Below are 20,927 nucleotides of genomic sequence, written 5' to 3'. Positions count from 1 at the left end.
GCGTAACGCCCTTCTCCCGCGCGGGGAAGGGTTCTCGCGAAGGCAAAAAAACCGGCGGAAACGCCGGTTTTTTTTTGGCACGGTGCGCTCAGCGCGCGCTCAAGGCATGCACCGCATCGACCAGCACCGCGACATGCTCGGGCGACATGTCCGGCGACATCCCGTGGCCGAGATTGAACACGTGGCCTTCGCGCGAACCGCCGTTGCCTTGGCGGTAGTCGTCCAGGGCGATGCGCACTTCGTTGCGGATCGCCTCGGGCGATGCGTACAAAGTGACCGGATCGAGATTGCCTTGCAGTCCCACGCGTCCGCCGATCCGACGCGCGGCGTCGCCCAGGCCGATGGTCCAGTCCACGCCTACCGCTTCGGCGCCGCTGGCGGCCAGCGCGTCCAGATACGGATCGTTGCCCTTGCCGAACAGGATCAACGGTGCGCGGTCATCGCCGTCGCCGCGCGGCAGTTCGGCGGCGATGCGCTGCAGATAACGCAGCGAGAATTCGCGATACATGCTCGGCGACAACACGCCGCCCCAGGTGTCGAATACCTGCAGCGCCTGCGCGCCGGCCGCGTGCTGAGCCTTGAGGTAGGCGATCACCGCGTCGGTGACCACGCTCAGCAGCTGATGCATCGCCGCGGGCTCGTTGAGCGCGAGCGCCTTGACCTTGGAATAGTTGTCGCTGCCGCCGCCTTCGACCATGTAACAGGCGATGGTCCAGGGGCTGCCGGAGAAACCGATCAGCGGCACCGATCCGTTCAACTCGCGGCGGATGGTGCGCACCGCGTCCATCACGTAGCGCAGATCGGTTTCCATGTCGGGCACGCCGAGCTTGGCGATGTCGGCGGCGCTGCGGATCGGTCGTTCGAACTTCGGGCCTTCGCCGTCGGCGAAATACAGACCCAGGCCCATCGCATCGGGCACGGTGAGGATGTCGGAGAACAGGATCGCCGCGTCCAGCGGGAACCGGCGTAGCGGCTGCAGGGTGACTTCGCAGGCCAGCTCGGGATTCTTGGCCAGATTGAGAAAGCTGCCGGCCTGGGCGCGGGTGGCGCGGTACTCGGGCAGGTAGCGGCCGGCTTGGCGCATCAACCACACGGGCGTGCGGTCGACGGGTTGGCGGCGCAGGGCGCGCAGGAAACGGTCGTTGGCTAGGACTTGGCTGGACATGGATAACCGTGGCGAACGGGCGCCATCAATGGGGAAAGGGTGGAGTGGGCAATGCGGCGAGGATGGGCATCGCGGGTGGGGGCGGGCTCAGGATCGGGAACGAAAAGCAAATCCCCCCCTGGCCCCCTTTTGCAAAGGGGGGAACCCGGTAGGCGGGTTCGCTGGCGCGGTCAGGTTCGTCAGACGTCCGAAGCGGCCGCATCAAAGCGAGCGCATTGCGACACGAAGGATTCCCCCCTTTGAAAAAGGGGGGGCAGGGGGGATTCGCTCTTCCCGCCCGACCCGCGCGAACCAACCCAGGCATCATCGCGGCGCTTCGGCGCCCTGGCTGAACATCAGCTGGAACCCGCGCTTGAGCTGCTGATCGCGGGCCTGCTCCAACGCCGCCAAGGCGCTGTCGTGATCCATGAAGACTTCGCGCCGGACCGTACTGCGGCCGCCGATCTGGCCGGTTTCGCGCACCAAGGTCCAGCCGCCGAGCAAGTCGGGCTGCAACATCAGTTGCACGAAGCGAGGAGCTTCGCGGCCGTCGGGCCGTTGTTGGAGTAGGAGGCGCACCGGGCGATTGTAGCGGCAGCCGGGCCGCGGCCGGGTGGGCGCGATGTCGCGGCCTGCGCGGTGCTGCGTTGCAGACGCGGGGCTGGCGCGACTATCGGCGACGGGTTCCGTCGCCGACCCTGCGTCCGCGGCCGGGTTCAGACCCCGCGAAAACCGCGCCGATAGGCCGAAGGCGAGGTGCCCAACTGCGCGGCGAAGTGCTGGCGCAGCGAGGCCGCGCTGCCGAAGCCGGTCTGCGTGGCGATCGCGTCCAGGCCGTGATCGCTGGTTTCCAGCAAGCGTTGCGCGCGCGCCAGACGCTGTCCGGCCAGCCAGTGCCCGACCGTGGTGCCGGTGCTGTCGCGGAAGCGGCGGGTGAAGGTGCGCCGGCTCATCAGCGCGCGCTCGGCCAGCGCGTCCAGGCTGTGCGCCTGGTCCAGATGGGCCAGGGCCCAAGCCAACACCGCGGCCAGGCGATCGTCCTGGGCCGACGCCGGCAGCGGCTGTTCGATGTACTGCGCCTGCCCGCCCTGCCGGTGCGGCGCTACCACCAGCCGGCGCGCGACCCGGTTGGCGATCTCCGCGCCGTGCCGCCGCCGCAGCAGGTGCAGGCAGCAGTCCAGCGCGGCGGCGGTGCCGGCCGAGGTGGTGATGCGGCCGTCGTCGACATAGAGCACGTCGCGCTGCAGTTCGACCCGCGGAAAGCGCGCGGCGAAGTGCTCGCTCCAACTCCAGTGGGTGGTGGCGCGGCGGCCGTCCAGCAGGCCGGCTTCGGCCAGGACGTAGGCGCCCAGGCACAGGCCGACGATCTGCGCGCCGCGTTCGTGCGCGCGACGCAGGGCCTTGAGCAAGGGCTCGGGCGGGCGTTCGTCGGCGTCGCGCCAGGACGGCACGATCACCGTGTCGGCCCAACTCAGCGCGGCCAATCCATGGCGGGTACCGATGCTGAAACCGGCGCGGGTGCGGAGGCTCCCGGGCTCGACTGCGCACACTCGCAGCTCGAACGGCGGCAGATCGCTCTCGCTCCGGTTCTCGAACACCAGGCAGGGCACGGACAGATGGAAGGGACTGATGCGGTCGAAAGCGACCACGGCCAGGCGGGCCAGCGAGGTATCGGCATTCATGGCCCGATTCTATCGAATATTGTCGTTCGGGCCACTGTCGTCGCGCCCGGCCGACGCCAAGAATGAGCGCCAGTTCCCAACCTTACTCACGGAGCACGCTCATGAGCCATCAGACCCGCAAACGCGCATTGGTCGTCATCGACGTACAGAACGATTACTTCGCCGACGGCCTGCCGATCGAATACCCGCCGGTCGCCCGCACCCTGCCCAACGTCGGCCGCGCGATGGATGCCGCGCGCGCGGCCGGCATTCCGGTGGTGGTGGTGCAGAACACCGCCGCGCCCGGCACGCCGGTGTTCGACAAGGGCCGGCCGGGTTGGGAACTCAACCAAGTCGTCGCCTCGCGGCCGCGCGATCACTACATCGAGAAGCACCTGCCCAGCGTGTTCGCCGGCACCGACTTCAACGACTGGCTGCAGCGCAACGGCATCGACACCCTCAGCGTGATCGGCTACATGACCCACAACTGCGATGCCTCGACCGTGTTCGAAGCCGCGCACCTGGGCTATCACGTCGAGTTTCTCGGCGACGCCACCGGTTCGCTGTCGTACGAGAACAGCGCCGGGCATGTCACCGCCGAGGAAATCCACCGCGTCTTCAGCGTGGTGTTCCAAAGCCGCTTCGCCGCGGTGGCGAGCACCGACGAGTGGATCGCCGCCGTGCGCGAAGGCCGCAGCTTGGAGATCGACAATCCCTACGCCTCGAACCAGCGCGCGCGGGCGCGGGCCAAGGCCGCGGCCTGATATCGGCTGCGTGCCGTGCCGACGAACCAAGGCTTGCGGCGGCGGCCGCCGCAAGCCGTCGGCTCATTGATTCTTGAGCTTGATTTCCTGCACCCAACTGCCGAAACCGTTCTCCAGGTGCACGATCTCGCCCAGCAACTGACCGCCGAGTGCCTCGGCGTTGACGAAGATCGAGCCGTTGGCGTACTCGTTGAGCTGGTACTCCGGCCGGCCATGGACCAGGGTGCGTGAGGCGTTCACGAATCGCAGGCCGGTGAGCACGATGTTCCATTGCAGGCCGTTGCGGCTCAAGGTCGCATACGCCGAGGTGTTGGGTACCCCGCCATTGACGTAGTTGAGCACCGCCAGCTTGATCGAGTCGGTAAGCGCATTCCAGGCGACGCCGAAGACCACCGTGCTGGTGTGCGCGTTGGGGTAGTTGCCGAAACGTTCGTAGGCGGTCTGCGCGGCGACTTCGGGGATATCGGTGGAGTCGTAGTGCTTATCGAGGAATTCGAACTGATTGGGCATAGTCGGATCCTGACGGGTTGAGGAGGCGGGCGAGCGCACGACGGCCGCGGAGCGGGTCATCGCGTCGTGCAGGAGCAGCAGATGAAGCGGAGATAGGGCCATGCGTCGCGGATCCTTAGCTGATCGGTGCATGGCGGAATAACGAGCGCGCGGGCGGCTTGTGAAAACCGCTGCGTGCGCGCCCGGATGGATGGATTCAAGGATTCAAGGATTCACGGAGCCGGCGCCGGAGCGTTGATGCAGTCGTGCCGCCGCCTTCGCCGATCCATCCACCCGCGACCCGCCTCAGGAGCTCATCCCATGCCCGAACTCACCAATGCCCAACTGGAAGGGCTCGCTGCGGCGCAACTCGACGCCGGCACCGAGATCGACCCGACATGGCCGGACCCGTATGCCGATGCGCCGTGCTGGGGATTCGCTCTGTTCGGCGGTCCGGGCGGGCACGCCGACAACACACCGCCGATCGTGTTCCAGCAAGCCTTCACCTATAACGACGCCGGCCACATGACCGGCATGAATCCGGACTTCGTCGAGTGGGTGCACGAGCACTTCGGTGACGACGCGGCCGATGCGCAAGCGCAGGCCTTCGCCGACAACTTCCAGGAAGCCTTCATCGATCTCGACGACGATGCGCAGACGGCCTGCACCGGCGCCTTGGCGCGCCTGTGCATGATCCTCGCCGGACTGACGCTGTCGGCCGACAACGGCACCGCGCCGACCGAGTATGCGATCGTGATGGCGTCCGACCATTGGTACAGCTGGGAGCATTGGGCGCTGAGTCTGGCCAACAACGTCGGCCAGCCCGGTTATCCGCAGGTGCAGTACTGCCAGCGCGACGCCGGCGTGAATCCGGTCAATACGCGCTGCGGCCTGGTATGGGGCAATCACCCGATCCTGACCACCCTCTACATCAGCGGATTGCAGGACGAGCACGTGACGTATCTGCAGCACGCCGCGGGTTGGCCGGGATGAAAGCGCGGGGCACGGCGTCGCTATCGACGGCGCCGTGCGATGTTTCGCGCAAGCGCCGTAACAGGCCGCTTATCCGTTCGCCAGCACCGCCAACACATCCTCATCGGCCACGCCGGAGACGATTCTTGCCGCGCCCGCCTTATCCCACAAAATGAAACGCAAGCCCGCCGCATCGGCTTTCTTGTCCAGGCGCATGCGCGCGAGCAGAGCCTGCGGATCGAGTCCGTCCGGAATTCCGGTCGGCAGGCCCAGGCGTTGCAGCAGATGTTGCAGGCGCTCGGCATCGGCCGTACTCGCGCGGCCCAGTGCGGCCGAAAGCCGCGCCGCCAGGACCATGCCGACGGCCACCGCTTCGCCGTGATTGAGGCCGTCGCCGGTGGCGCCGGCGTAGCCTTGTTCGGTCTCGATGGCGTGGCCGAAGGTATGGCCGAAATTGAGCATGGCGCGGTCGCCGCGTTCGAACGGATCGCGCGCGACCACTTCGGCCTTGTACGCGCAACTGCGCGCGATCGCCTCGGCCAGAGCGTCATGATCGCGCGCGAGCAGCGCATCGGCGTGCGCTTCCAGCCAATCCAGAAAACTCGCATCGAAGATCGCGCCGTACTTGACCACCTCGGCCAGGCCTGCGCGCAGTTCGCGCTCGGGCAAGGTCGCCAGCGTGGCGGTGTCGGCGATGACCGCGCGCGGCGGATGGAAGGCGCCGACCAGGTTCTTGCCGCTCGGCAAGTCGACGGCGGTTTTTCCGCCGACCGAGGAATCCACCATCGCCAACAGCGTGGTCGGCAACTGCACGCAGTCGATCCCGCGCATCCAGCAGGCCGCGGCGAAGCCGGCCAGATCGCCGATCACGCCGCCGCCGAGCGCGATCACGGTCGCGTCGCGGGTCGCGCCCAGCGCGGCCAGCGCATCCAGGCACTCGCCGAAACGGGCCAGGGTCTTTTCGTGCTCGCCGGCGGGCATCACGAACCGCGCCAAAGCCAGACCCGGCTTGGCCGCGCGCAACACCGCTTCCACCCGCTCCAGGTACAGCGGCGCGACGTTGGCGTCGCTGACGATCAATGCATGTCGTCCGCGCAGCGGCTTGCCCAGACGCGCTGCATCCTCCAGCAAGCCCGGACCGATTTCGATGCTGTAGCCGTTCTCGCCGGCGACCTCGACCTTGCGTACCGCGCTCATGCATCGACTCCGGAAACGGATGGAACAGGTGGGGACGGCGGCGGACGCCGCCAATGAAGATCCAATTCGGCGGCGAGCCCCAGCGCGGCGTCCAGCGCGCTCATCGCGCCGGTGTCGAAGCGCAGATCGGCCACTTGCGCGTACAGCGGCGCGCGCGTTCGCGCCAACTCGTGCAACACGTGTTCGCGATCGCCGCGCGCCAGCAGCGGGCGGCTGCGGTCCTGGGCCAGACGCTCGAGCTGTTGCTCCACGCTGACCAGCAACTGCACCACGTAACCGCGCTCGCGCAGCAGGCGCCGATTGTCGGCGGCCAACACCGCGCCGCCACCGGTGGCCAGCAGCAGGCCATCTTCGGCCAGCAGCTCGGCCAGCACCGCGCTTTCGCGCGCGCGGAAGCCGGCCTCGCCCTCGTGTTCGAAGATCGCCGCGACGCTGGCGCCGGTGCGTTGCTCGATTTCGCGGTCCGCATCGACCAGGCGCAGGCCGAAACGTTCGGCCAGGCGCTTGCCGATGCAGGTCTTGCCGGCCCCCATCGGGCCGACCAGGATCAGATTGCTCGCCGGATTCATGCCCCGATTGTAGGACACCGCGCGGGCGCCCCGGCGTCCTTGCTTGCGTGGTCTTAACGCCGCCGCGCCTAGGCTCGGGTTCCGGTCGGCGCCGATTGCGCGCCGGCCCCGCACGCCGCCCTCTCGGCGGCGCTCCGCTTATCCGTGTTCCGCACAGGAGAACGTCCATGTCGGTCGCCAAGGTCATCGAACTCACCACCTCGTCCAGCACCGGCATCGAGGACGCGGTCAAATCCGGACTGGCCAAATGCGCCGAGTCGGTCAAGGACATTCAGGGCGCCTGGATCAACGAGATCAAGGTCGTCACCGATGCGAGCGGCAATATTCAGGAGTGGCGGGTCAATTTGAAGGTCACCTTCGTGGTGAAGTGAGGGTTTCGGGCCGCAACGCGCTCACGCGATCAGGTGGTTATCTGATTTGGCCTGATCCGATCCGATCCGATCGGAGCGATGCTCCTCCTGGCCGTCATTCCCGCGAAGGCGGGAATCCAGTGACTTCAAGCGCTCTCGCACGAAAGGCACTGGATTCCCGCCTTGGCGGGAATGACGGCATTGGGGTTATGAGGTGGAATCGCGACGCTCGTGAATCGGGATTCGGTAAGCGTCAAAGGTCTTGGACGCTGGCTACCTTTTGACGACTGACGACCGAGCCGACCCGCCGCCGCGCATCCAGATCCACCGTCCAGTCCGCGATCCCCGCCAGCCGCGCCAAAGCCTGCCGGCTGACCCGTTCGAACAACTGCACGAAGCGCTCGACCTGGGCGCGGTTCATCGCCCGACGCCGCGGGTTGCGCGCCTGCAGCGCCTGTTCTTGCTGCCAACGCCACTCGACCACGATTTCGAAACCCGGCGGGCGCAGGAACACCACGCGGTCCAGGCGCGACCACAGCGCCGGGTAGCGCTCGGCCAGGGCGCGGTTGCAGTAATCGCGCCACACGCCGTCGGGGTCTTCGTTGCGTTCCAGCGCATTGACCGGCACGGCCAATGCGCCGGCGTGCTGCGCCGGCGTGGCCAGGAACCAGCCTTCGAACACGGTCAGGTCCACCGCCTCAGCGCGGCCCCAACGCGAAGGCGGCAGGCGGGTGTCGGCGAGTTTGTCGAAGCGCGGCAATCGCACCGGCTGGCCGGCGCGCAAGCGGTCGAGCACCTCGCAGGCCAGCGCGACCTCGTGCGTGCCCGGCGGTCCGCGCGTGGCCAGCAGCGGATGCACGCGCCGGCCCAGGCGCTGGCGTTCGCGCCGGCCCAGGTAGAAATCGTCGATCGACAGCACCGCCGAGCGCAGCCCGCGCGCCTGTGCCGCCGCGGCCAATTGCGCGGCCAGGGTCGATTTGCCGCTGCCCTGCAGGCCGCTGATCGCGTAGACGCGCGAACCGGCAGCGAGCGCGTCGTCGAGTACGCGGGTCACGAAATCGGCGTCGAAACCGGCCGCGGGCGAGGCGGCGGATTTGCCGATTGCGGCGGACGGATGCAGGCGCGGCGACATGCGATCACAATAGCGCAATGAAACCGACCGCCGATCTGCTCAACGAAGCCCTCGCCACGTTCGACGTGCTGTTCGAAGAAGCGCGCGCCGCCGGCGAGCCCGATCCGACTGCGATGAGTCTGGCGACCGCCGCGCTCGACGCGCGCCCGTCGCTGCGTACCGTGTTGCTGAAGGCGCACGATGCGCGCGGCTTCGTCTTCTATACCCACCTGGACGGGCGCAAGGGCCGCGAACTGCAGGCTAACCCGCACGCGGCGCTGCTGTTCCATTGGCCGCGCGTGCGCCACGGCGTGCAGGTGCGGGTCGAGGGCGCGGTGGAGATCGTCGGCGATGCCGAGGCCGACGCCTATTTCGCTTCGCGCGCGCGCGGCAGCCAGCTCGGCGCATGGGCGTCGAAGCAATCGGAAACCTTGCCCGATCGCGAGACCTTCGAGCAGCGCCTGGCCGAGACGGAAGGCAAGTTCGAAGGCCGCGACGTGTCGCGCCCGCCGCGCTGGACCGGCCTGCGCGTGCGCGCGGACCGGGTCGAGTTCTGGTACGGCGCCGACTTCCGCCTGCACGAGCGCTGGCTGTACGAAAGCGACCGCGCCGGCGAGTGGTCCAAGCGGATGCTGTATCCGTGAGTCAGGCCTGGTTCGTGCGCGCCGCCACGCGCGCCGATCTGCCGGCGTGGGCGCGGCTGCGCGCGCAGCTGTGGCCCGAACAGGAACTCGCGGATCTGGCCAGCGAACTCGACGATTGGTTCGAAGACGCGCGCCTGGCCGCGTTCGTCGCCGAAGCCGGCGACAGCTTGTGCGGCTTCGCCGAAGCCAGCCTGCGCCGCGATTACGTCAACGGCACCGAGTCTTCGCCGGTGGCGTTCCTGGAAGGCTGGTACGTGAGCCCGGCACGGCGCGGCGAGGGCATCGGCCGCGCCCTGGTCGCCGCGGTCGAAGCCTGGGGCCGCGAGCAGGGTTGCCGCGAACTCGCGTCCGATGCCTTGCTCGACAACATCGATTCGCACCGTGCGCATGCGGCTTGCGGGTTCGAGGAAACCGAGCGCGTGGTGTACTTCCGGCGCGCGCTGGTCGGCGAGTAGTCTCGGAGCTCCGATTGCGCTGAATGGGATCGGATGAGATCGGAATCTGGCGAAGGCGATGGCGATTCCAAGAGAAGCCACGCCGGTCGAGCGCTTTTGTCGGAGGACCTTCAGGTCCGACAACGTCGCAACTGCGAGGTCGCGGTCGCGGCTCGCGCCGCTCCTGCATCGAGCTGATGGAAACGCCGGCGCGGCGGCTACCGCGCGCGCCGCGCGGCCCAGGCTTCGACGATCTCGCTCAGCGCATCCAGACCCGCGGTCAGCGCCGCGGGGCCGGGCTGCAGGATGATCGGCGATTTGATTTCGTGCAGTTCGCCGTCGCGCACCGCCGGCACGTCCTGCCAACCGGGGCGCGCGGCGACTTGCTCGGGTCGGAACTTCTTGCCGCACCAACTGCCCAGGATCAGGTCCGGCGCGCGACGCACCACTTCCAGCGGATCGGCCAGGATGCGGTCGCGCGCCAACGACATCGCCGCGTGCTCGGGGAACACGTCGTCGCCGCCGGCGATGCCGACCAGTTCGGACACCCAGCGGATGCCGGTGATCTGCGGCGTGTCCCATTCTTCGAAATACACTCGCGGCCGCCGCGGCAGATTCGCCGCGCGTTCGCGCGCGGCCCGGATGCGTTCTTCCAGTTCGGCCGCCAATTGCGCCGCGCGATCGCCCGCGCCGACCAGCGCGCCGAGCCGGCGCACGTAATCGAGGATGCCCTCGACGCTGCGGTGATTGCTGATCCACACCTCGATGCCGTGCTTGATCAACTCGCTGGCGATCTCGGCCTGGATGTCGGAGAAACCGACCACGAAGTCCGGCCGCAGCTTGAGGATCTCGCCGATCTTGGCGCTGGTGAAGGCGCTGACCTTGGGCTTCTCCTTGCGCGCGATCGCCGGCCGCACGGTGAAACCGCTGATGCCGACGATGCGGTGTTGCTCGCCGAGCAGATACAAGGTTTCGGTGGGTTCTTCGGTGAGGCAGACGATGCGTTGCGGGCCCATGGGTCCAACGGATGGCGGGGGAGTCGCGATTGTCGGTCAGTGGGGTGGCCGGCGCGAGGGCGGCGATCCGGGCGTGAATCGGTCTGGGTGGGAGGTGTCGCGCGATTTTTTGCATGGGGCAGCTGGGACATCGCTGTCGCGTCGTGGGTGCGGTATCGCGGTCGCGACTCGCGCCGCTCCTACATGGGCTCCCTGTAGGAGCGGCGCGAGCCGCGACCACGACAAGACACCCGCACCGCAGCTCAGAAGTCTCCGCCACACCTGTCAACCGAAGAAAAACCAGCCGAAACAAAGCCCCACATCCGAGCAAGCCGCCACCCCAGCCACCGCCCGATTCCGCCGCAGTGCAGCATTTTCCGGCTTCCGGCCCGCCCGGTTCGCAACATTTAGCGCCAGGAAGTCACAGTTCACGCGCGTATGGTGCGCTGCGGCGTGTGTCTCCCATACCCATTCGTACAGTCGGGCCGTCGGCGCCGCTGACGTTCACACACGATCGGGAGAGGGATCATGTCGCGACTGAACCTACGGCGCCTGTTCGGCGCGCCGCTGCTGTGGGCCGGCCTGTTGCTGGGCATCGCCTTGCCCGCGTCCGCCGACGACTACACCAAAACCCGCTACCCGGTGGTGTTGGTGCACGGTCTGTTCGGTTTCGATGCGCTCGGCGGCGTCTACGACTACTGGTTCGGCATACCGCAAGCGCTGCGCTCGGGCGGCGCCAAGGTCCATGTGGCCCAGGTCGCCGCGGCCAACTCCAACGAAGTGCGCGGCGAGGAACTGATCGATCAGCTCGAAACCTTGCAGGCCTTGCACGGCTACAGCAAGTTCAATCTGATCGGCCACAGCCAGGGCGGACCGACCGCGCGCTACGTCGCCGCGGTGCGCCCGGACCTGGTCGCGTCGATGACCTCGGTCGGCTCGCCGCACGCCGGCAGCAAGGTCGCCGATTTCGTCGGCACCGTCTTGCCTGAAGGCTCGCCGTTGCGGCCGCTGGTGGCGTCGTTCGTCGACGCCTTCGCCGATCTGATCGGATTGCTGTCGGGCAGCGACGACACCCAGGATTCGTTGGCGGCGCTGAAGTCGCTCGACAGCGCCGGCGCGGCGCGCTTCAACGCGCGCTATCCGCAAGGCAAGCCGGTCAGCGCCTGCGGCGCCGGCGCGGCCACGGTGGCCGGGGTGGCTTATTACTCCTTCGGCGGCACGTCCAACGCGACCAATGGTTTCGACGGCTCCGACATCGCGATGATCGCCGGCGGCCTGCTGTTCGGCGGCGAAGCCAACGACGGACTGGTCGGCCGTTGTTCTTCGCATTGGGGCCAGGTGATCCGCGACGACTACGATTGGAACCATCTCGACGAGGTCAATCAGATCGCCGGGCTGCGCGGCGTGTTCAGCGCCAATCCGACCAGCGTCTATCGCGCCCAGGTCAACCGACTCAAGAACGCGGGCCTGTAAGGCATGCGTCGAATCGCGACGATCCTGGCGGTGGCCTGCGTCGCGCTGCTGGCGGTGGCGGCGATTTTCGCCGCCGGTTCCTGGTTCGCGCGGCCCGCGCCCGGTGCGATTCCGGTGGTCAGCAGCGATGAAGCGGTGACGATCTCCGATCCGGATCTGGCCGGCGATCGTCCCGTCGCGAGCGACCCGCGCGCCGCGCAAGCCGGCGGCGACTCGTTGCGCGACACCGCGGTGGACGGCGCCGTGCGGGTGGACGAGCACGGTCAACCGGTGCCCGATCGCCAGTTGCGCCGATTGTTCGACTACTTCCTGACCCGCAGCGGCGAGCAAACCCCCGAGGCGACCCGTTCGGCCTTGCGCGCCCATCTGCAATCGCGCGTGTCCGCACAGGCCTTGGCCACGGTGCTGGCCTGGTTCGATGCGTATCTGATGTTGGAACACGATTCGGTGACCATCGCCCAGGCCGACGGCGACAGCGCGCATGCGTTCGCGCGCGTGCGCGCCCTGCGCCGCGAGCGCCTGGGACCGGCGCTGGCCGATGCCTGGTACGCGGAAGAAGAGCAAGCGATCGAACTGTCCGATGCGCGGCGCAAACTGCTGGCCGAGCGCGGCCTGAGCGAGAGCGAGCGCCAGCGGCGTCTGCGCGACCTGGACGCCGCTCAGCCACTGCGGGCCGAACTGCAGGCGCAGACGGCGCAAATGGACAGCACGCTGCAGCACAGCCGCGAATACGAACGCGCCGGGACCGACCCGGCCACTCGCTACGCCGAACGCGAAGCGCAGTTGGGCGCGCAGGCCGCGCAGCGACTGGGCGAACTGGATCAACGTCGCGCGCAGTGGCAGTTGCGCCTGCGCAGCTATGCCGCGCAACGGCAGCAGGTGCTGGCCGACGGCGCACTGAGCGAAACGCAGCGGCGCGAGCGCTTGAACGCCTTGCTGGCCCGATTCGACGCCAACGAACAACGGCGCGTGGATGCGTTGACCCGTAACGGCATGCTGCCCGGGAAGTAAGGGACGAGAGCCGAACGCAGCGTTCGGTTCTTGCACCCGGCAACAGGTCGTGCGGGTGCGGCCTTCGCTTCTATGAGAGGGCTTCGGCCCCCACACTCTCGCTCCGCAGCGATTCCCCGGATCGGCGAACTCCGCCCAAGCTTTTGTGGGAGGGGCTTCAGCCCCGACGCTTTTCTCTCAGCCGATCCGAAACATCACCGGCGGGCAGCTTCAAAAAAAATCGCGATTGAACTGCGCCGGATAGCGGCCGTGCTCGGTCTCGGCCATGACCTGGAACCGCAAGGTCTCCGGCGGCGAGATCGCGGCCGTGCCGACGTAATCGAGCAGCTCGCCGTCGCGCATTTCGCGCATCGTCACGTTCTGCTTGCGGCCCAGCAGATCGCTGACGCTGACCTGGACCTTGCGCGCGCTCAGCGCCACCGAGGTCGCCTCCGGGCCTTGGCGCAGCGACAGCACGATCAGCACGGTGCGGCCGTCGCGCCTCGCGCCATAGCGTTGCACGATCTGCGCGGGCAGCTTGTCGGTCTGGATCGCGCTGATGTTCATCGTCACATCGCCGGTGTGGACCGTTTCCGGCCCGGCGGCGTTGGCCGCGTGCTGCGGCGGCGTCGAGGATTCGCGCCCGCAGCCGCCCAGCAGCGCTATCGTCAGCAAGCCCGGCGCGATCGCGCGCGCGAAGCCGTTCATTCGTTGGCCGCCGACAACTGTCGGCCGCGTTCGGTCGCCGCCGCGATTGCGCGGCCGACCAGGTCGCGGAAGCCGCCGGCTTCGAAGGTTTCGATCGCCGCCTGGGTGGTGCCGCCGGGCGAGGTGACCCGCGCGCGCAGCACGTCGGCCGGATCCTCGCCATCGGTCAGCATGCGCGCCGCGCCGAGCAGGGTCTGGCGCACCAGCGCATTGGCCGCCTCGGGCGCCAGGCCTTGGGCGACACCGGCCTGCTGCATCGCCTCGGCGAGCAGGAACACATACGCCGGGCCGCTGCCGGATACGGCGGTAACCGCATCCATCTGCGCTTCGGCGGCGATGCGTACGGTCGGGCCGACCGCGGACAACAGTTCGGCCGCCTGATCGAAGCGCGGAGCCGCCGCCGCATTGGCGTACAGCCCGGTGACGCCGGCGCCGAGCAAGGCCGGCGTATTCGGCATCGCCCGCACCACCGCGGCGTCGCCGCCGAGCCAGCGGTCGAGTTGATCGGCGGTGATGCCGGCGGCGATGGAGATCGCCAACGGCCGCTGCGCGCGGGCTTGTTCGGCCAGCGAAGCGCAGACCTCGCGCATCACCTGCGGCTTGACCGCCAGCAGCCACACCGAAGCGCCTTCGGCCGCGGTCGCGGCGTTGTCGAAGCAGGTCACGCCGAAATCCCGCGCCAGCGCCTCGCGCAGCGCCGGCACCGGTTCGGCGACGCGGATCGAGGACGGCGCGAACCCGCGCGCGACCAGGCCCCCGATCAGACTGCGGGCCATATTGCCGCCGCCGATGATGGCGATGGGACCGGAGGGAAGCGCATTGGATTCGGACATGGCAGACCTGACAGGCTGAAACCCCGGCAGGATAGCAACCACCGCCCAGGCGCGCTTTGCCGCGGCAATGCGAGCCTGGGCGGTCGCGGTCATTTCATTGTCGCGGTCGCGGCTCGCGCCGCTCCTACAGGGCTCCCTCCCGCTGCGATGCGCCTGGACAGCTCCATGTAGGAGCTGCGCAAGCTGCGACCGCGAATCCCGGATAACGGTGCAAGCCCAGGCAGCCGCCGTTGTTTCATTGTTGCGGTCGCGGCTCGCGCCGCTCCTACAGGGCTCCTCCCGCTGCGATGCGCCTGGACAGCTCCATGTAGGAGCTGCGCAAGCTGCGACCGCGAATCCCGGATAACGGCGCAAGCCCGGGCAACCGCCGTTGTTTCATTGTCGCGGTCGCGGCTCGCGCCGCTCCTACAGGGCTCCCTCCCGCTGCGATGCGCCTGGACAGCTCCATGTAGGAGCTGCGCAAGCTGCGACCGCGAATCCCGGATAACGGCGCAAGCCCAGGCAACCGCCGTTGTTTCATTGTCGCGGTCGCGGCTCGCGCCGCTCCTACAGGGCCCCCTCCCGCTGCGATGCGCCTGGACAGCCCTTCGACCTGGGCGAGCGGAGTTGCGTGAAACGATCAACCCGCCGCAGGCCTGGCCCTCGCACCGAACAACGCCGTCCCGATCCGCACCATCGTCGCGCCCTCGGCGATCGCGATCGCGAAGTCGTCGCTCATGCCCATCGACAGCGTGTCCACGCCCGCGCCGTACTGAACGGCGAGCGCATCGAACAAAGTCTTGGCGCGGACGAACGCCGGCCGGCGCTGCTCCGGATCGGCATGCGGCGTGGGAATCACCATCACCCCGCGCAAGCGCAACGCCGGCTCGGCCGCGATCGCCGCGGCCAGCGCCGCGACCTCGGCAGGCGCGCAGCCATGCTTGCTGGCTTCATCGTCGATGTTGACCTGGATCAGCACGTTCAGCGGCGGCCGCTGCGGTTGCGAAGCGCGATGCCGCGCCAGGGCGGTAACCAGTTTGGCGCGGTCCACGGTGTGCACCCAGTCGAACAAGGTCGCCGCCTCGGCGGCCTTGTTCGACTGCAGATGACCGATCAGGTGCCATTCCAGCGCATGCCCGGCCGCGGCCGTGGCGGCCGTGGCCGCGCGCTTGGCCAGGGCTTCCTGGACGTAGTTCTCGCCGAACGCGGTCTGGCCCTGCAAGGCCAGATTCGCGACAGCGGTCTCATCTTGGGTCTTACTGACCGCAAGCAATCGAGGTACCGACCTGTCGGCGTCATGCGCCGCGCGTTGTAACTGATGCAAGATGTCGTGCAGGACGTGCTGATGCACGTTGGGGAATCCTGTGATGAGGGGGCTGGATCGGGCATGCCGTCCGGGGGCTATACTGCCTCTTGGGGGTGGTTTGGTTCCAGCTTTACGGTTGCAATCAGGCCGACTGGGCTGAGCCCAATTGGCTGGCTTTCACGGACCCGGTGACGGGTTCACGCAGTGCGGGGAGCACGCATGGATATCGCCGAACTTCTGGCGTTTTCGGTTAAGAACAAAGCATCCGACTTGCACCTGTCGGCGGGTCTGCCGCCGATGATCCGGGTCGATGGCGACGTGCGCCGGATCAACATCCCGGCCCTGGACCACAAGCAGGTCCATGCGCTGGTCTACGACATCATGTCGGACAAGCAGCGCCGCGACTTCGAAGAATTCCTCGAGGTCGACTTCTCCTTCGAGATCCCCGGCCTGGCGCGCTTCCGCGTCAACGCCTTCAACCAGAACCGCGGCGCCGGCGCCGTGTTCCGTACCATTCCCTCCGAAGTGCTGTCGCTGGAAGACCTCGGCTGCCCGCCGATCTTCCGCCAGCTTATCGAGCAGCCGCAGGGGTTGATCCTGGTCACCGGCCCGACCGGTTCGGGCAAGTCGACCACGCTGGCGGCGATGATCGACCACATCAACAAGAACGAGTACGCGCACATTCTGTCGGTCGAAGACCCGATCGAATTCGTGCATACCTCGCAGAAATGCCTGATCAATCAGCGCGAAGTGCACCGCGACACGCACGGCTTCAACGAGGCGCTGCGCTCGGCCTTGCGTGAAGATCCCGACTACATCCTCGTCGGCGAGTTGCGCGACCTGGAAACCATCCGTCTGGCGCTGACCGCGGCGGAAACCGGCCACTTGGTGTTCGGCACCCTGCACACTTCCTCGGCGGCCAAGACCGTGGACCGAATCATCGACGTGTTCCCCGCCGGCGAAAAGCCGATGGTGCGCTCGATGCTGTCCGAATCGCTGCGCGCGGTGATCTCGCAAGCGCTGCTCAAGAAGGTCGGCGGCGGCCGAACCGCGGCCTGGGAAATCATGGTCGGCATTCCGGCCATCCGTAACCTGATCCGCGAAGACAAGGTCGCGCAGATGTACTCGTCGATCCAGACCGGCCAGAACTTCGGCATGATGACGCTCGATCAGCATCTGCAGGACTTGGTCAAGCGCGGCATGATCCTGCGCCCGCAGGCCAAGGAATACGCCAAGGACAAGCGGCTGTTCGAATGACCGGAGCCGGCGGCGCGCTCCGGTGCGCCGCCGTCCCGTCCCCGATCGCCACCCGAGCCTTCGCGAGCACCACGCAGTGCGCACCATCTCCCCCGGCTACTACATCGCCGCTATAGACCTCCCGAGGAGGTAGCCCCATGAACACGCCCGCACCGACCAATCCGACTACCGCCTCCGGCGCGATCGATTTCACCTCCTTCCTCAAGCTGATGGCGCACCAGCGCGCCTCGGACTTGTTCATCACCTCGGGCATGCCCCCGTCGATGAAGGTCCACGGCAAGATCTCGCCGATCACGCAGAACCCGCTGACGCCGCAGCAAAGTCGCGACCTCGTGCTCAACGTGATGAACCCGCAGCAGCGCGAAGAGTTCGAAAAAACTCACGAATGCAACTTCGCCATCGGCGTGACCGGCGTCGGCCGTTTCCGCGTGAGTTGCTTCTACCAGCGCAACCAGGTCGGCATGGTGCTGCGACGCATCGAGACCAAGATCCCGACCATCGAAGAACTGAACCTGCCGCCGGTCATCAAGACCCTGGCGATGACCAAGCGCGGCATCATCTTGTTCGTCGGCGCGACCGGTACCGGCAAGTCGACCTCGCTTGCGGCGATGATCGGCTACCGCAACCAGAACTCGACCGGCCACATCATCACCATCGAAGACCCGATCGAATTCGTGCACCGCCACGAGGGCTGCATCATCACCCAGCGCGAAGTCGGCATCGACACCGACAGTTGGGAGAACGCGCTCAAGAACACCCTGCGCCAGGCGCCGGACGTGATCATGATCGGCGAGGTGCGCACCCGCGAAGGCATGGACCACGCCATCGCCTTCGCCGAAACCGGCCACCTGGTGCTGTGCACACTGCATGCCAACAACGCCAACCAGGCGATGGACCGCATCATCAACTTCTTCCCCGAAGACCGCCGCAACCAGTTGCTGATGGACTTGTCGCTCAATCTCAAAGGCGTGGTCGCCCAGCAACTGATCCCGACCCCCGACGGCAAGGGCCGTCGCGTCGCCATGGAAATCCTGCTCGGCACCCCGCTGGCCCAGGACTACATCCGCGACGGCGAAGTCCACAAACTCAAAGAACTGATGAAGGACTCCGTGCAGCTCGGCATGAAGACCTTCGACCAAGCCCTGTTCGAGCTGTACCAGGCCGGCGAGATCAGCTACGAAGACGCGCTGCGTTATGCCGACTCGCAGAACGAAGTGCGCTTGCGGATCAAGTTGGCGCAGGGCGGGGATGCGCGGACCTTGTCGCAGGGGTTGGATGGGGTTGAGGTGGCTGAGGTCAGGTGATCGCCTGGATCGCCGAGGCATCAAGAGAAAGCCGGCGTTGAGCCGGTTTTCTCGTTTTTGGGGTTTGCGGATTTAGTGTGCAGACTATGTGCTGTGGAAATCAATTGATGTGCCGAACAGGGAGCGTTATGGATAAGGTTGCCTTCATTGTGGTAATGCTCGTCGCAGGTTACGCGAGTAATGTAGTTGCCCAGACCAGTACGCCAAATTTCGACAAAATTCGAGCGAGTGTTGAGTATGTGAATTCCCCGAGCGCAGGTAACCCTCATAGATCAGGGGACGCTGCCTGTCTTGCGATACAAAATTCGTTTCAGCCTGCGTTGGTTTACTACCGCAATGCAAAATTCCGAATAGATCCACAATCGGGTCAGGGGTGTCAGTTCGACGTCTACAAGCGCGAAAACGATGCCTATGAAGGGCCTGCCTTCTATTCGCAATGGGCCTTTACGCGTTTGACTTGCCCTAATGGCTATGCCGGCGTCCATTACTCAGATTTCCATAACAGCAATCCGCATTGCAGCCGTAGCCAGCCGGCCGTCAAGCCGCCGTCCTGCCCCAATGAGGTCGTCGGCAATCCCGTCGACGTCACTGCCCTGGACAAGACGCTGCCGGTATCCGACTTCGATTCCATCGATGGGCTGGGATTCACCCGGCATTACCGCTCTGCACAGCGAAGTGGGAACGGCTATCCCTCAGCGTTGGGCAACGGATGGTATGTCGAACACACCCAATGGTTGAACATCAACGCCACGCCGGGAGGCATGTTCGCTCCGATCATCCAGATCGTGATGCCCAATGGCGACCCGCTGATGTTCCTCAAGGATGAGGCGTCCGGTCTTTGGGTCGCTGAAAAAGATCAGCTTTGCAATGCCTTGTCCGAAGTCGTGCTCGCTAACGGAAATCCGGGCTATCGGCTTATGTTGAAGGACCGCGAAATCGAACTGTTCGACAGCGACGGCCGATTGCTGAGCGTTGAGCGACCCGATGGCACCAGCTTGGCTTATGCGTATGGCGATTTTGGATTGCTGAGGACGGTCACGAATCACAAAGGTCGATTCTTGACCTTCCAGTTTCGTGAAGATCGGCGCTTGGATCGGGTTATGGACTCGGCGGGCCGTTTCGTTTCATATGTTTACAACAGCGCCGGCCTTCTGGAAAAGGCGGACTATGGCGATCACCAAGAGCGTTATGTCTACCAGACCTATGCAGGCAACAATTCGTTGCTCAAGCAAGTCGAGGACGGACAGGGAAATATAATTACGGCATATGCCTACGCTGAAGATCGTCCCTCCAGCACCGAACGTGTTGGCGGGCTGGGCAAATATGTTATCGACTCGAATACCCACTATTGGGATCAGATTCTGGTCACCGAGCCGAGCGGCGCGATGTCGCGTTACAAATATCACGCAGAACTGGGCCGCCGAGTCATAGACAAGGTCGAGCAGACTTGTACGGACTGCGTTCCCGTCGACAAGACATACGCATACGACACCAACCTCAATGCAATCGAAGAGGTGGTCGGCAGCAGCAAAACCTGCCGAAATTATGACCTGACCCGCAACCTCGAACTGAGAAGAGTCGAAGGCGCCAGCCCCTCCTTCGACTGCCGCACCATGACCGGCGGCACCTACCTCCGCAGCACTGCGACCCAATGGCACACGACCCTGCGTAAACCGGTCCAACGTGAAGTATCCGATGGCGCCGGGAACCCGGTCGTTCGCTACAACTGGACCTACAACGACCGCGGCCAGATTCTTCAGGCCAGCCAAACCGATCCGGCGCTGCCCGCCAGTAACCCGCTGGCCAAGCGCACGTCGACCTCGAACTACTGCACCCAAGCTGACGCGGCATCGGGTACGTGTTCGTTGCCTGGGCTGCTGCTGTCCGTCGATGGTCCCCGCACGGATATCGCCGACACCACCACCTATACCTACTACGCGACCGAAGACAGTGCATGCGCCACTTCGCCGTCGACCTGCGCTTATCGCAAGGGCGACCTATGGAAAGTCACCAATGCGCTGGGCCAAGTGATGCAGGAAAACCTGCGTTACGACGGCGCCGGCAGGCCGCTTTCGAGCAAGGACGCGAACGGCGTGGTGACCGACCTGGAATACAACGTTCACGGCCTGCTGGCGGCACGCAAGCTCCGTGGCCCCAATCCGGCCGTCGAATCGGATGACGCGATCACGCTGTACGAGTACTACCCGATAGGCCTGATGAAGAAAGTCACTGAGCCCGATGGCTCGTTCGTGCGCTACGAATACGATCCCGCTCGGCGGTTGGTCGATATCTTCGATTCGGCCGGCAACCAGATTCACTACACGCTCGATAACGCGGGCAACCGGATCAAGGAAGACACCAAAGACAACGGCGGCGTCTTGAAGCGAACGCTGTCGCGCATCTACAACCAGATCGACCAGCTCAAGACCACCAAGACCGCCGAAGACCACCCGACGGGTTACACCTACGACAACGCCGGCAATGGCGTTGCGGTGGTCGACGCGCTCGGCCGCAAGACCGACAACGACTACGATCCGCTCAACCGCCTCGCCAAGACGATCCAGGACCTCGGCGGCATCAACGCCAAGACCGAGTTCAAGTACGACGCGCAGGACCGTCTGTGGACTGCCCAGGAATTTAAGACACTCGCCAGCCTCAAATTGAGGCACGCTCAAAGGCCTCAGGACTGACGCCGCCCAGATGGCTGTGGCGGCGGGTGGGGTTGTAGAACATTTCGATGTAGTCGA

General features: G+C 66.2%; 22 protein-coding genes. 10 read left to right on the top strand and 12 right to left on the bottom strand.

Annotated features, from left to right (window positions below; translation table 11 throughout):
- Positions 1-88 precede the first annotated feature (88 nt).
- From hemE to ACTOWJ_RS28735, 3 genes are all read right to left on the bottom strand, one after another.
- Complete coding sequence (gene hemE / locus ACTOWJ_RS28745; protein ID WP_441338066.1) at positions 89-1,165, bottom strand: uroporphyrinogen decarboxylase; 1,077 nt, start codon at positions 1,163-1,165, stop codon at positions 89-91.
- 303 nt (positions 1,166-1,468) lie between these two features.
- On the bottom strand, positions 1,469-1,723 hold the full coding sequence (locus tag ACTOWJ_RS28740) for a WGR domain-containing protein (RefSeq protein WP_336088777.1): 255 nt from the start codon (positions 1,721-1,723) through the stop codon (positions 1,469-1,471).
- A gap of 137 nt (positions 1,724-1,860) precedes the next feature.
- Positions 1,861-2,826 carry a helix-turn-helix domain-containing protein gene (locus ACTOWJ_RS28735; RefSeq protein WP_441338065.1) on the bottom strand — a complete coding sequence of 322 codons (966 nt, stop codon included), beginning with the start codon at positions 2,824-2,826 and terminating at the stop codon, positions 1,861-1,863.
- Positions 2,827-2,927: 101 nt separating this feature from the next.
- Between ACTOWJ_RS28735 and ACTOWJ_RS28730 the strand changes: the two genes are divergently transcribed.
- Positions 2,928-3,569, top strand: a complete 642-nt coding sequence (locus ACTOWJ_RS28730) for a cysteine hydrolase family protein (RefSeq protein ID WP_441338064.1) — start codon at positions 2,928-2,930, stop codon at positions 3,567-3,569.
- A 63-nt stretch (positions 3,570-3,632) separates the two neighbouring features.
- Here the strand turns inward: ACTOWJ_RS28730 and ACTOWJ_RS28725 are convergent, their stop codons facing one another.
- On the bottom strand, positions 3,633-4,079 hold the full coding sequence (locus ACTOWJ_RS28725; RefSeq protein ID WP_441338063.1) for a hypothetical protein: 447 nt from the start codon (positions 4,077-4,079) through the stop codon (positions 3,633-3,635).
- 300 nt (positions 4,080-4,379) lie between these two features.
- Here ACTOWJ_RS28725 and ACTOWJ_RS28720 point away from each other — a divergent pair, with 300 nt between their 5' ends.
- The gene (locus ACTOWJ_RS28720; RefSeq protein ID WP_441338062.1) at positions 4,380-5,051 is read left to right on the top strand and encodes a hypothetical protein; all 672 of its coding nucleotides are present in this window, start codon (positions 4,380-4,382) and stop codon (positions 5,049-5,051) included.
- 69 nt (positions 5,052-5,120) lie between these two features.
- On the opposite strand, the gene aroB is transcribed toward ACTOWJ_RS28720, so the two are convergent.
- Positions 5,121-6,227 carry a 3-dehydroquinate synthase gene (gene aroB / locus ACTOWJ_RS28715; protein WP_441338061.1) on the bottom strand — a complete coding sequence of 369 codons (1,107 nt, stop codon included), beginning with the start codon at positions 6,225-6,227 and terminating at the stop codon, positions 5,121-5,123.
- Positions 6,224-6,796 carry a shikimate kinase gene (locus ACTOWJ_RS28710; RefSeq protein ID WP_441338060.1) on the bottom strand — a complete coding sequence of 191 codons (573 nt, stop codon included), beginning with the start codon at positions 6,794-6,796 and terminating at the stop codon, positions 6,224-6,226. The genes aroB and ACTOWJ_RS28710 overlap by 4 nt, the downstream gene beginning before the upstream one ends.
- A 167-nt stretch (positions 6,797-6,963) precedes the next feature.
- Between ACTOWJ_RS28710 and ACTOWJ_RS28705 the strand changes: the two genes are divergently transcribed.
- The gene (locus tag ACTOWJ_RS28705; RefSeq protein WP_441338059.1) at positions 6,964-7,167 is read left to right on the top strand and encodes a dodecin family protein; all 204 of its coding nucleotides are present in this window, start codon (positions 6,964-6,966) and stop codon (positions 7,165-7,167) included.
- 232 nt (positions 7,168-7,399) lie between these two features.
- Here the strand turns inward: ACTOWJ_RS28705 and ACTOWJ_RS28700 are convergent, their stop codons facing one another.
- Positions 7,400-8,278: a kinase gene (locus tag ACTOWJ_RS28700; RefSeq protein ID WP_441338058.1), complete on the bottom strand. Its 879-nt coding sequence runs from the start codon at positions 8,276-8,278 to the stop codon at positions 7,400-7,402.
- A gap of 17 nt (positions 8,279-8,295) precedes the next feature.
- On the opposite strand from ACTOWJ_RS28700, the gene pdxH reads away from it, so the two are divergent.
- Entirely contained in the window at positions 8,296-8,901 is a 606-nt protein-coding gene (gene pdxH, locus ACTOWJ_RS28695) for a pyridoxamine 5'-phosphate oxidase (RefSeq protein WP_441338057.1), read from the top strand.
- A complete protein-coding gene (gene aac(6'), locus ACTOWJ_RS28690) occupies positions 8,898-9,356 on the top strand; it encodes an aminoglycoside 6'-N-acetyltransferase (RefSeq protein ID WP_441338056.1) in 459 nt (152 codons plus the stop codon). The genes pdxH and aac(6') overlap by 4 nt, the downstream gene beginning before the upstream one ends.
- A 197-nt stretch (positions 9,357-9,553) precedes the next feature.
- Here aac(6') and ACTOWJ_RS28685 read toward each other — a convergent pair whose 3' ends face one another.
- A complete protein-coding gene (locus ACTOWJ_RS28685; protein WP_441338055.1) occupies positions 9,554-10,351 on the bottom strand; it encodes an ABC transporter substrate-binding protein in 798 nt (265 codons plus the stop codon).
- Between the two features lie 507 nt (positions 10,352-10,858).
- Between ACTOWJ_RS28685 and ACTOWJ_RS28680 the strand changes: the two genes are divergently transcribed.
- Complete coding sequence (locus ACTOWJ_RS28680) at positions 10,859-11,803, top strand: lipase family alpha/beta hydrolase (RefSeq protein ID WP_441338054.1); 945 nt, start codon at positions 10,859-10,861, stop codon at positions 11,801-11,803.
- Between the two features lie 3 nt (positions 11,804-11,806).
- Complete coding sequence (locus tag ACTOWJ_RS28675) at positions 11,807-12,814, top strand: lipase secretion chaperone (RefSeq protein WP_441338053.1); 1,008 nt, start codon at positions 11,807-11,809, stop codon at positions 12,812-12,814.
- 210 nt (positions 12,815-13,024) lie between these two features.
- Here ACTOWJ_RS28675 and ACTOWJ_RS28670 read toward each other — a convergent pair whose 3' ends face one another.
- The 3 genes from ACTOWJ_RS28670 to ACTOWJ_RS28660 form a co-directional block, all read right to left on the bottom strand.
- Entirely contained in the window at positions 13,025-13,501 is a 477-nt protein-coding gene (locus ACTOWJ_RS28670) for a DUF4426 domain-containing protein (RefSeq protein WP_441338052.1), read from the bottom strand.
- On the bottom strand, positions 13,498-14,334 hold the full coding sequence (gene proC / locus ACTOWJ_RS28665; RefSeq protein WP_441338051.1) for a pyrroline-5-carboxylate reductase: 837 nt from the start codon (positions 14,332-14,334) through the stop codon (positions 13,498-13,500). The genes ACTOWJ_RS28670 and proC overlap by 4 nt, the downstream gene beginning before the upstream one ends.
- Before the next feature lie 619 nt (positions 14,335-14,953).
- Positions 14,954-15,664, bottom strand: coding sequence for a YggS family pyridoxal phosphate-dependent enzyme (locus tag ACTOWJ_RS28660; RefSeq protein WP_441338050.1), 711 nt, complete (start codon positions 15,662-15,664; stop codon positions 14,954-14,956).
- 174 nt (positions 15,665-15,838) lie between these two features.
- On the opposite strand from ACTOWJ_RS28660, the gene ACTOWJ_RS28655 reads away from it, so the two are divergent.
- The 3 genes from ACTOWJ_RS28655 to ACTOWJ_RS28645 all read left to right on the top strand — a co-directional run bounded on the left by ACTOWJ_RS28655 (position 15,839) and on the right by ACTOWJ_RS28645 (position 20,870).
- Entirely contained in the window at positions 15,839-16,876 is a 1,038-nt protein-coding gene (locus tag ACTOWJ_RS28655; RefSeq protein ID WP_441338049.1) for a type IV pilus twitching motility protein PilT, read from the top strand.
- 137 nt (positions 16,877-17,013) lie between these two features.
- Positions 17,014-18,180, top strand: a complete 1,167-nt coding sequence (locus tag ACTOWJ_RS28650) for a PilT/PilU family type 4a pilus ATPase (RefSeq protein WP_441338048.1) — start codon at positions 17,014-17,016, stop codon at positions 18,178-18,180.
- A 128-nt stretch (positions 18,181-18,308) separates the two neighbouring features.
- A complete protein-coding gene (locus ACTOWJ_RS28645) occupies positions 18,309-20,870 on the top strand; it encodes an RHS repeat domain-containing protein (protein WP_441338047.1) in 2,562 nt (853 codons plus the stop codon).
- On the opposite strand, the gene ACTOWJ_RS28640 is transcribed toward ACTOWJ_RS28645, so the two are convergent.
- Positions 20,836-20,927: IS3 family transposase (locus ACTOWJ_RS28640; RefSeq protein ID WP_441337283.1), on the bottom strand; the 92-nt coding region annotated here is incomplete at its 5' end. The two genes, ACTOWJ_RS28645 and ACTOWJ_RS28640, sit on opposite strands and share 35 nt — an antisense overlap.

This window comes from Lysobacter sp. CA199, assembly GCF_052078715.1.
Lineage (GTDB): Bacteria > Pseudomonadota > Gammaproteobacteria > Xanthomonadales > Xanthomonadaceae > Lysobacter.
The sequence above is the reverse complement of the archived record's forward strand: the minus strand, read 5'-3'. Positions and strand labels throughout refer to the sequence as shown.

Bases quoted from the DNA above. Each gene is read 5' to 3' on its own strand.
- hemE (WP_441338066.1), bottom strand. From the start codon at position 1,165: ATGTCCAGCCAAGTCCTAGCCAACGACCGTTTCCTGCGCGCCCTGCGC.
- ACTOWJ_RS28735 (WP_441338065.1), bottom strand. From the start codon at position 2,826: ATGAATGCCGATACCTCGCTGGCCCGCCTGGCCGTGGTCGCTTTCGAC.
- ACTOWJ_RS28730 (WP_441338064.1), top strand. From the start codon at position 2,928: ATGAGCCATCAGACCCGCAAACGCGCATTGGTCGTCATCGACGTACAG.
- ACTOWJ_RS28725 (WP_441338063.1), bottom strand. From the start codon at position 4,079: ATGCCCAATCAGTTCGAATTCCTCGATAAGCACTACGACTCCACCGAT.
- ACTOWJ_RS28720 (WP_441338062.1), top strand. From the start codon at position 4,380: ATGCCCGAACTCACCAATGCCCAACTGGAAGGGCTCGCTGCGGCGCAA.
- aroB (WP_441338061.1), bottom strand. From the start codon at position 6,227: ATGAGCGCGGTACGCAAGGTCGAGGTCGCCGGCGAGAACGGCTACAGC.
- ACTOWJ_RS28710 (WP_441338060.1), bottom strand. From the start codon at position 6,796: ATGAATCCGGCGAGCAATCTGATCCTGGTCGGCCCGATGGGGGCCGGC.
- ACTOWJ_RS28705 (WP_441338059.1), top strand. From the start codon at position 6,964: ATGTCGGTCGCCAAGGTCATCGAACTCACCACCTCGTCCAGCACCGGC.
- ACTOWJ_RS28700 (WP_441338058.1), bottom strand. From the start codon at position 8,278: ATGTCGCCGCGCCTGCATCCGTCCGCCGCAATCGGCAAATCCGCCGCC.
- pdxH (WP_441338057.1), top strand. From the start codon at position 8,296: ATGAAACCGACCGCCGATCTGCTCAACGAAGCCCTCGCCACGTTCGAC.
- ACTOWJ_RS28685 (WP_441338055.1), bottom strand. From the start codon at position 10,351: ATGGGCCCGCAACGCATCGTCTGCCTCACCGAAGAACCCACCGAAACC.
- ACTOWJ_RS28680 (WP_441338054.1), top strand. From the start codon at position 10,859: ATGTCGCGACTGAACCTACGGCGCCTGTTCGGCGCGCCGCTGCTGTGG.
- ACTOWJ_RS28675 (WP_441338053.1), top strand. From the start codon at position 11,807: ATGCGTCGAATCGCGACGATCCTGGCGGTGGCCTGCGTCGCGCTGCTG.
- ACTOWJ_RS28670 (WP_441338052.1), bottom strand. From the start codon at position 13,501: ATGAACGGCTTCGCGCGCGCGATCGCGCCGGGCTTGCTGACGATAGCG.
- proC (WP_441338051.1), bottom strand. From the start codon at position 14,334: ATGTCCGAATCCAATGCGCTTCCCTCCGGTCCCATCGCCATCATCGGC.
- ACTOWJ_RS28655 (WP_441338049.1), top strand. From the start codon at position 15,839: ATGGATATCGCCGAACTTCTGGCGTTTTCGGTTAAGAACAAAGCATCC.
- ACTOWJ_RS28650 (WP_441338048.1), top strand. From the start codon at position 17,014: ATGAACACGCCCGCACCGACCAATCCGACTACCGCCTCCGGCGCGATC.
- ACTOWJ_RS28645 (WP_441338047.1), top strand. From the start codon at position 18,309: ATGGATAAGGTTGCCTTCATTGTGGTAATGCTCGTCGCAGGTTACGCG.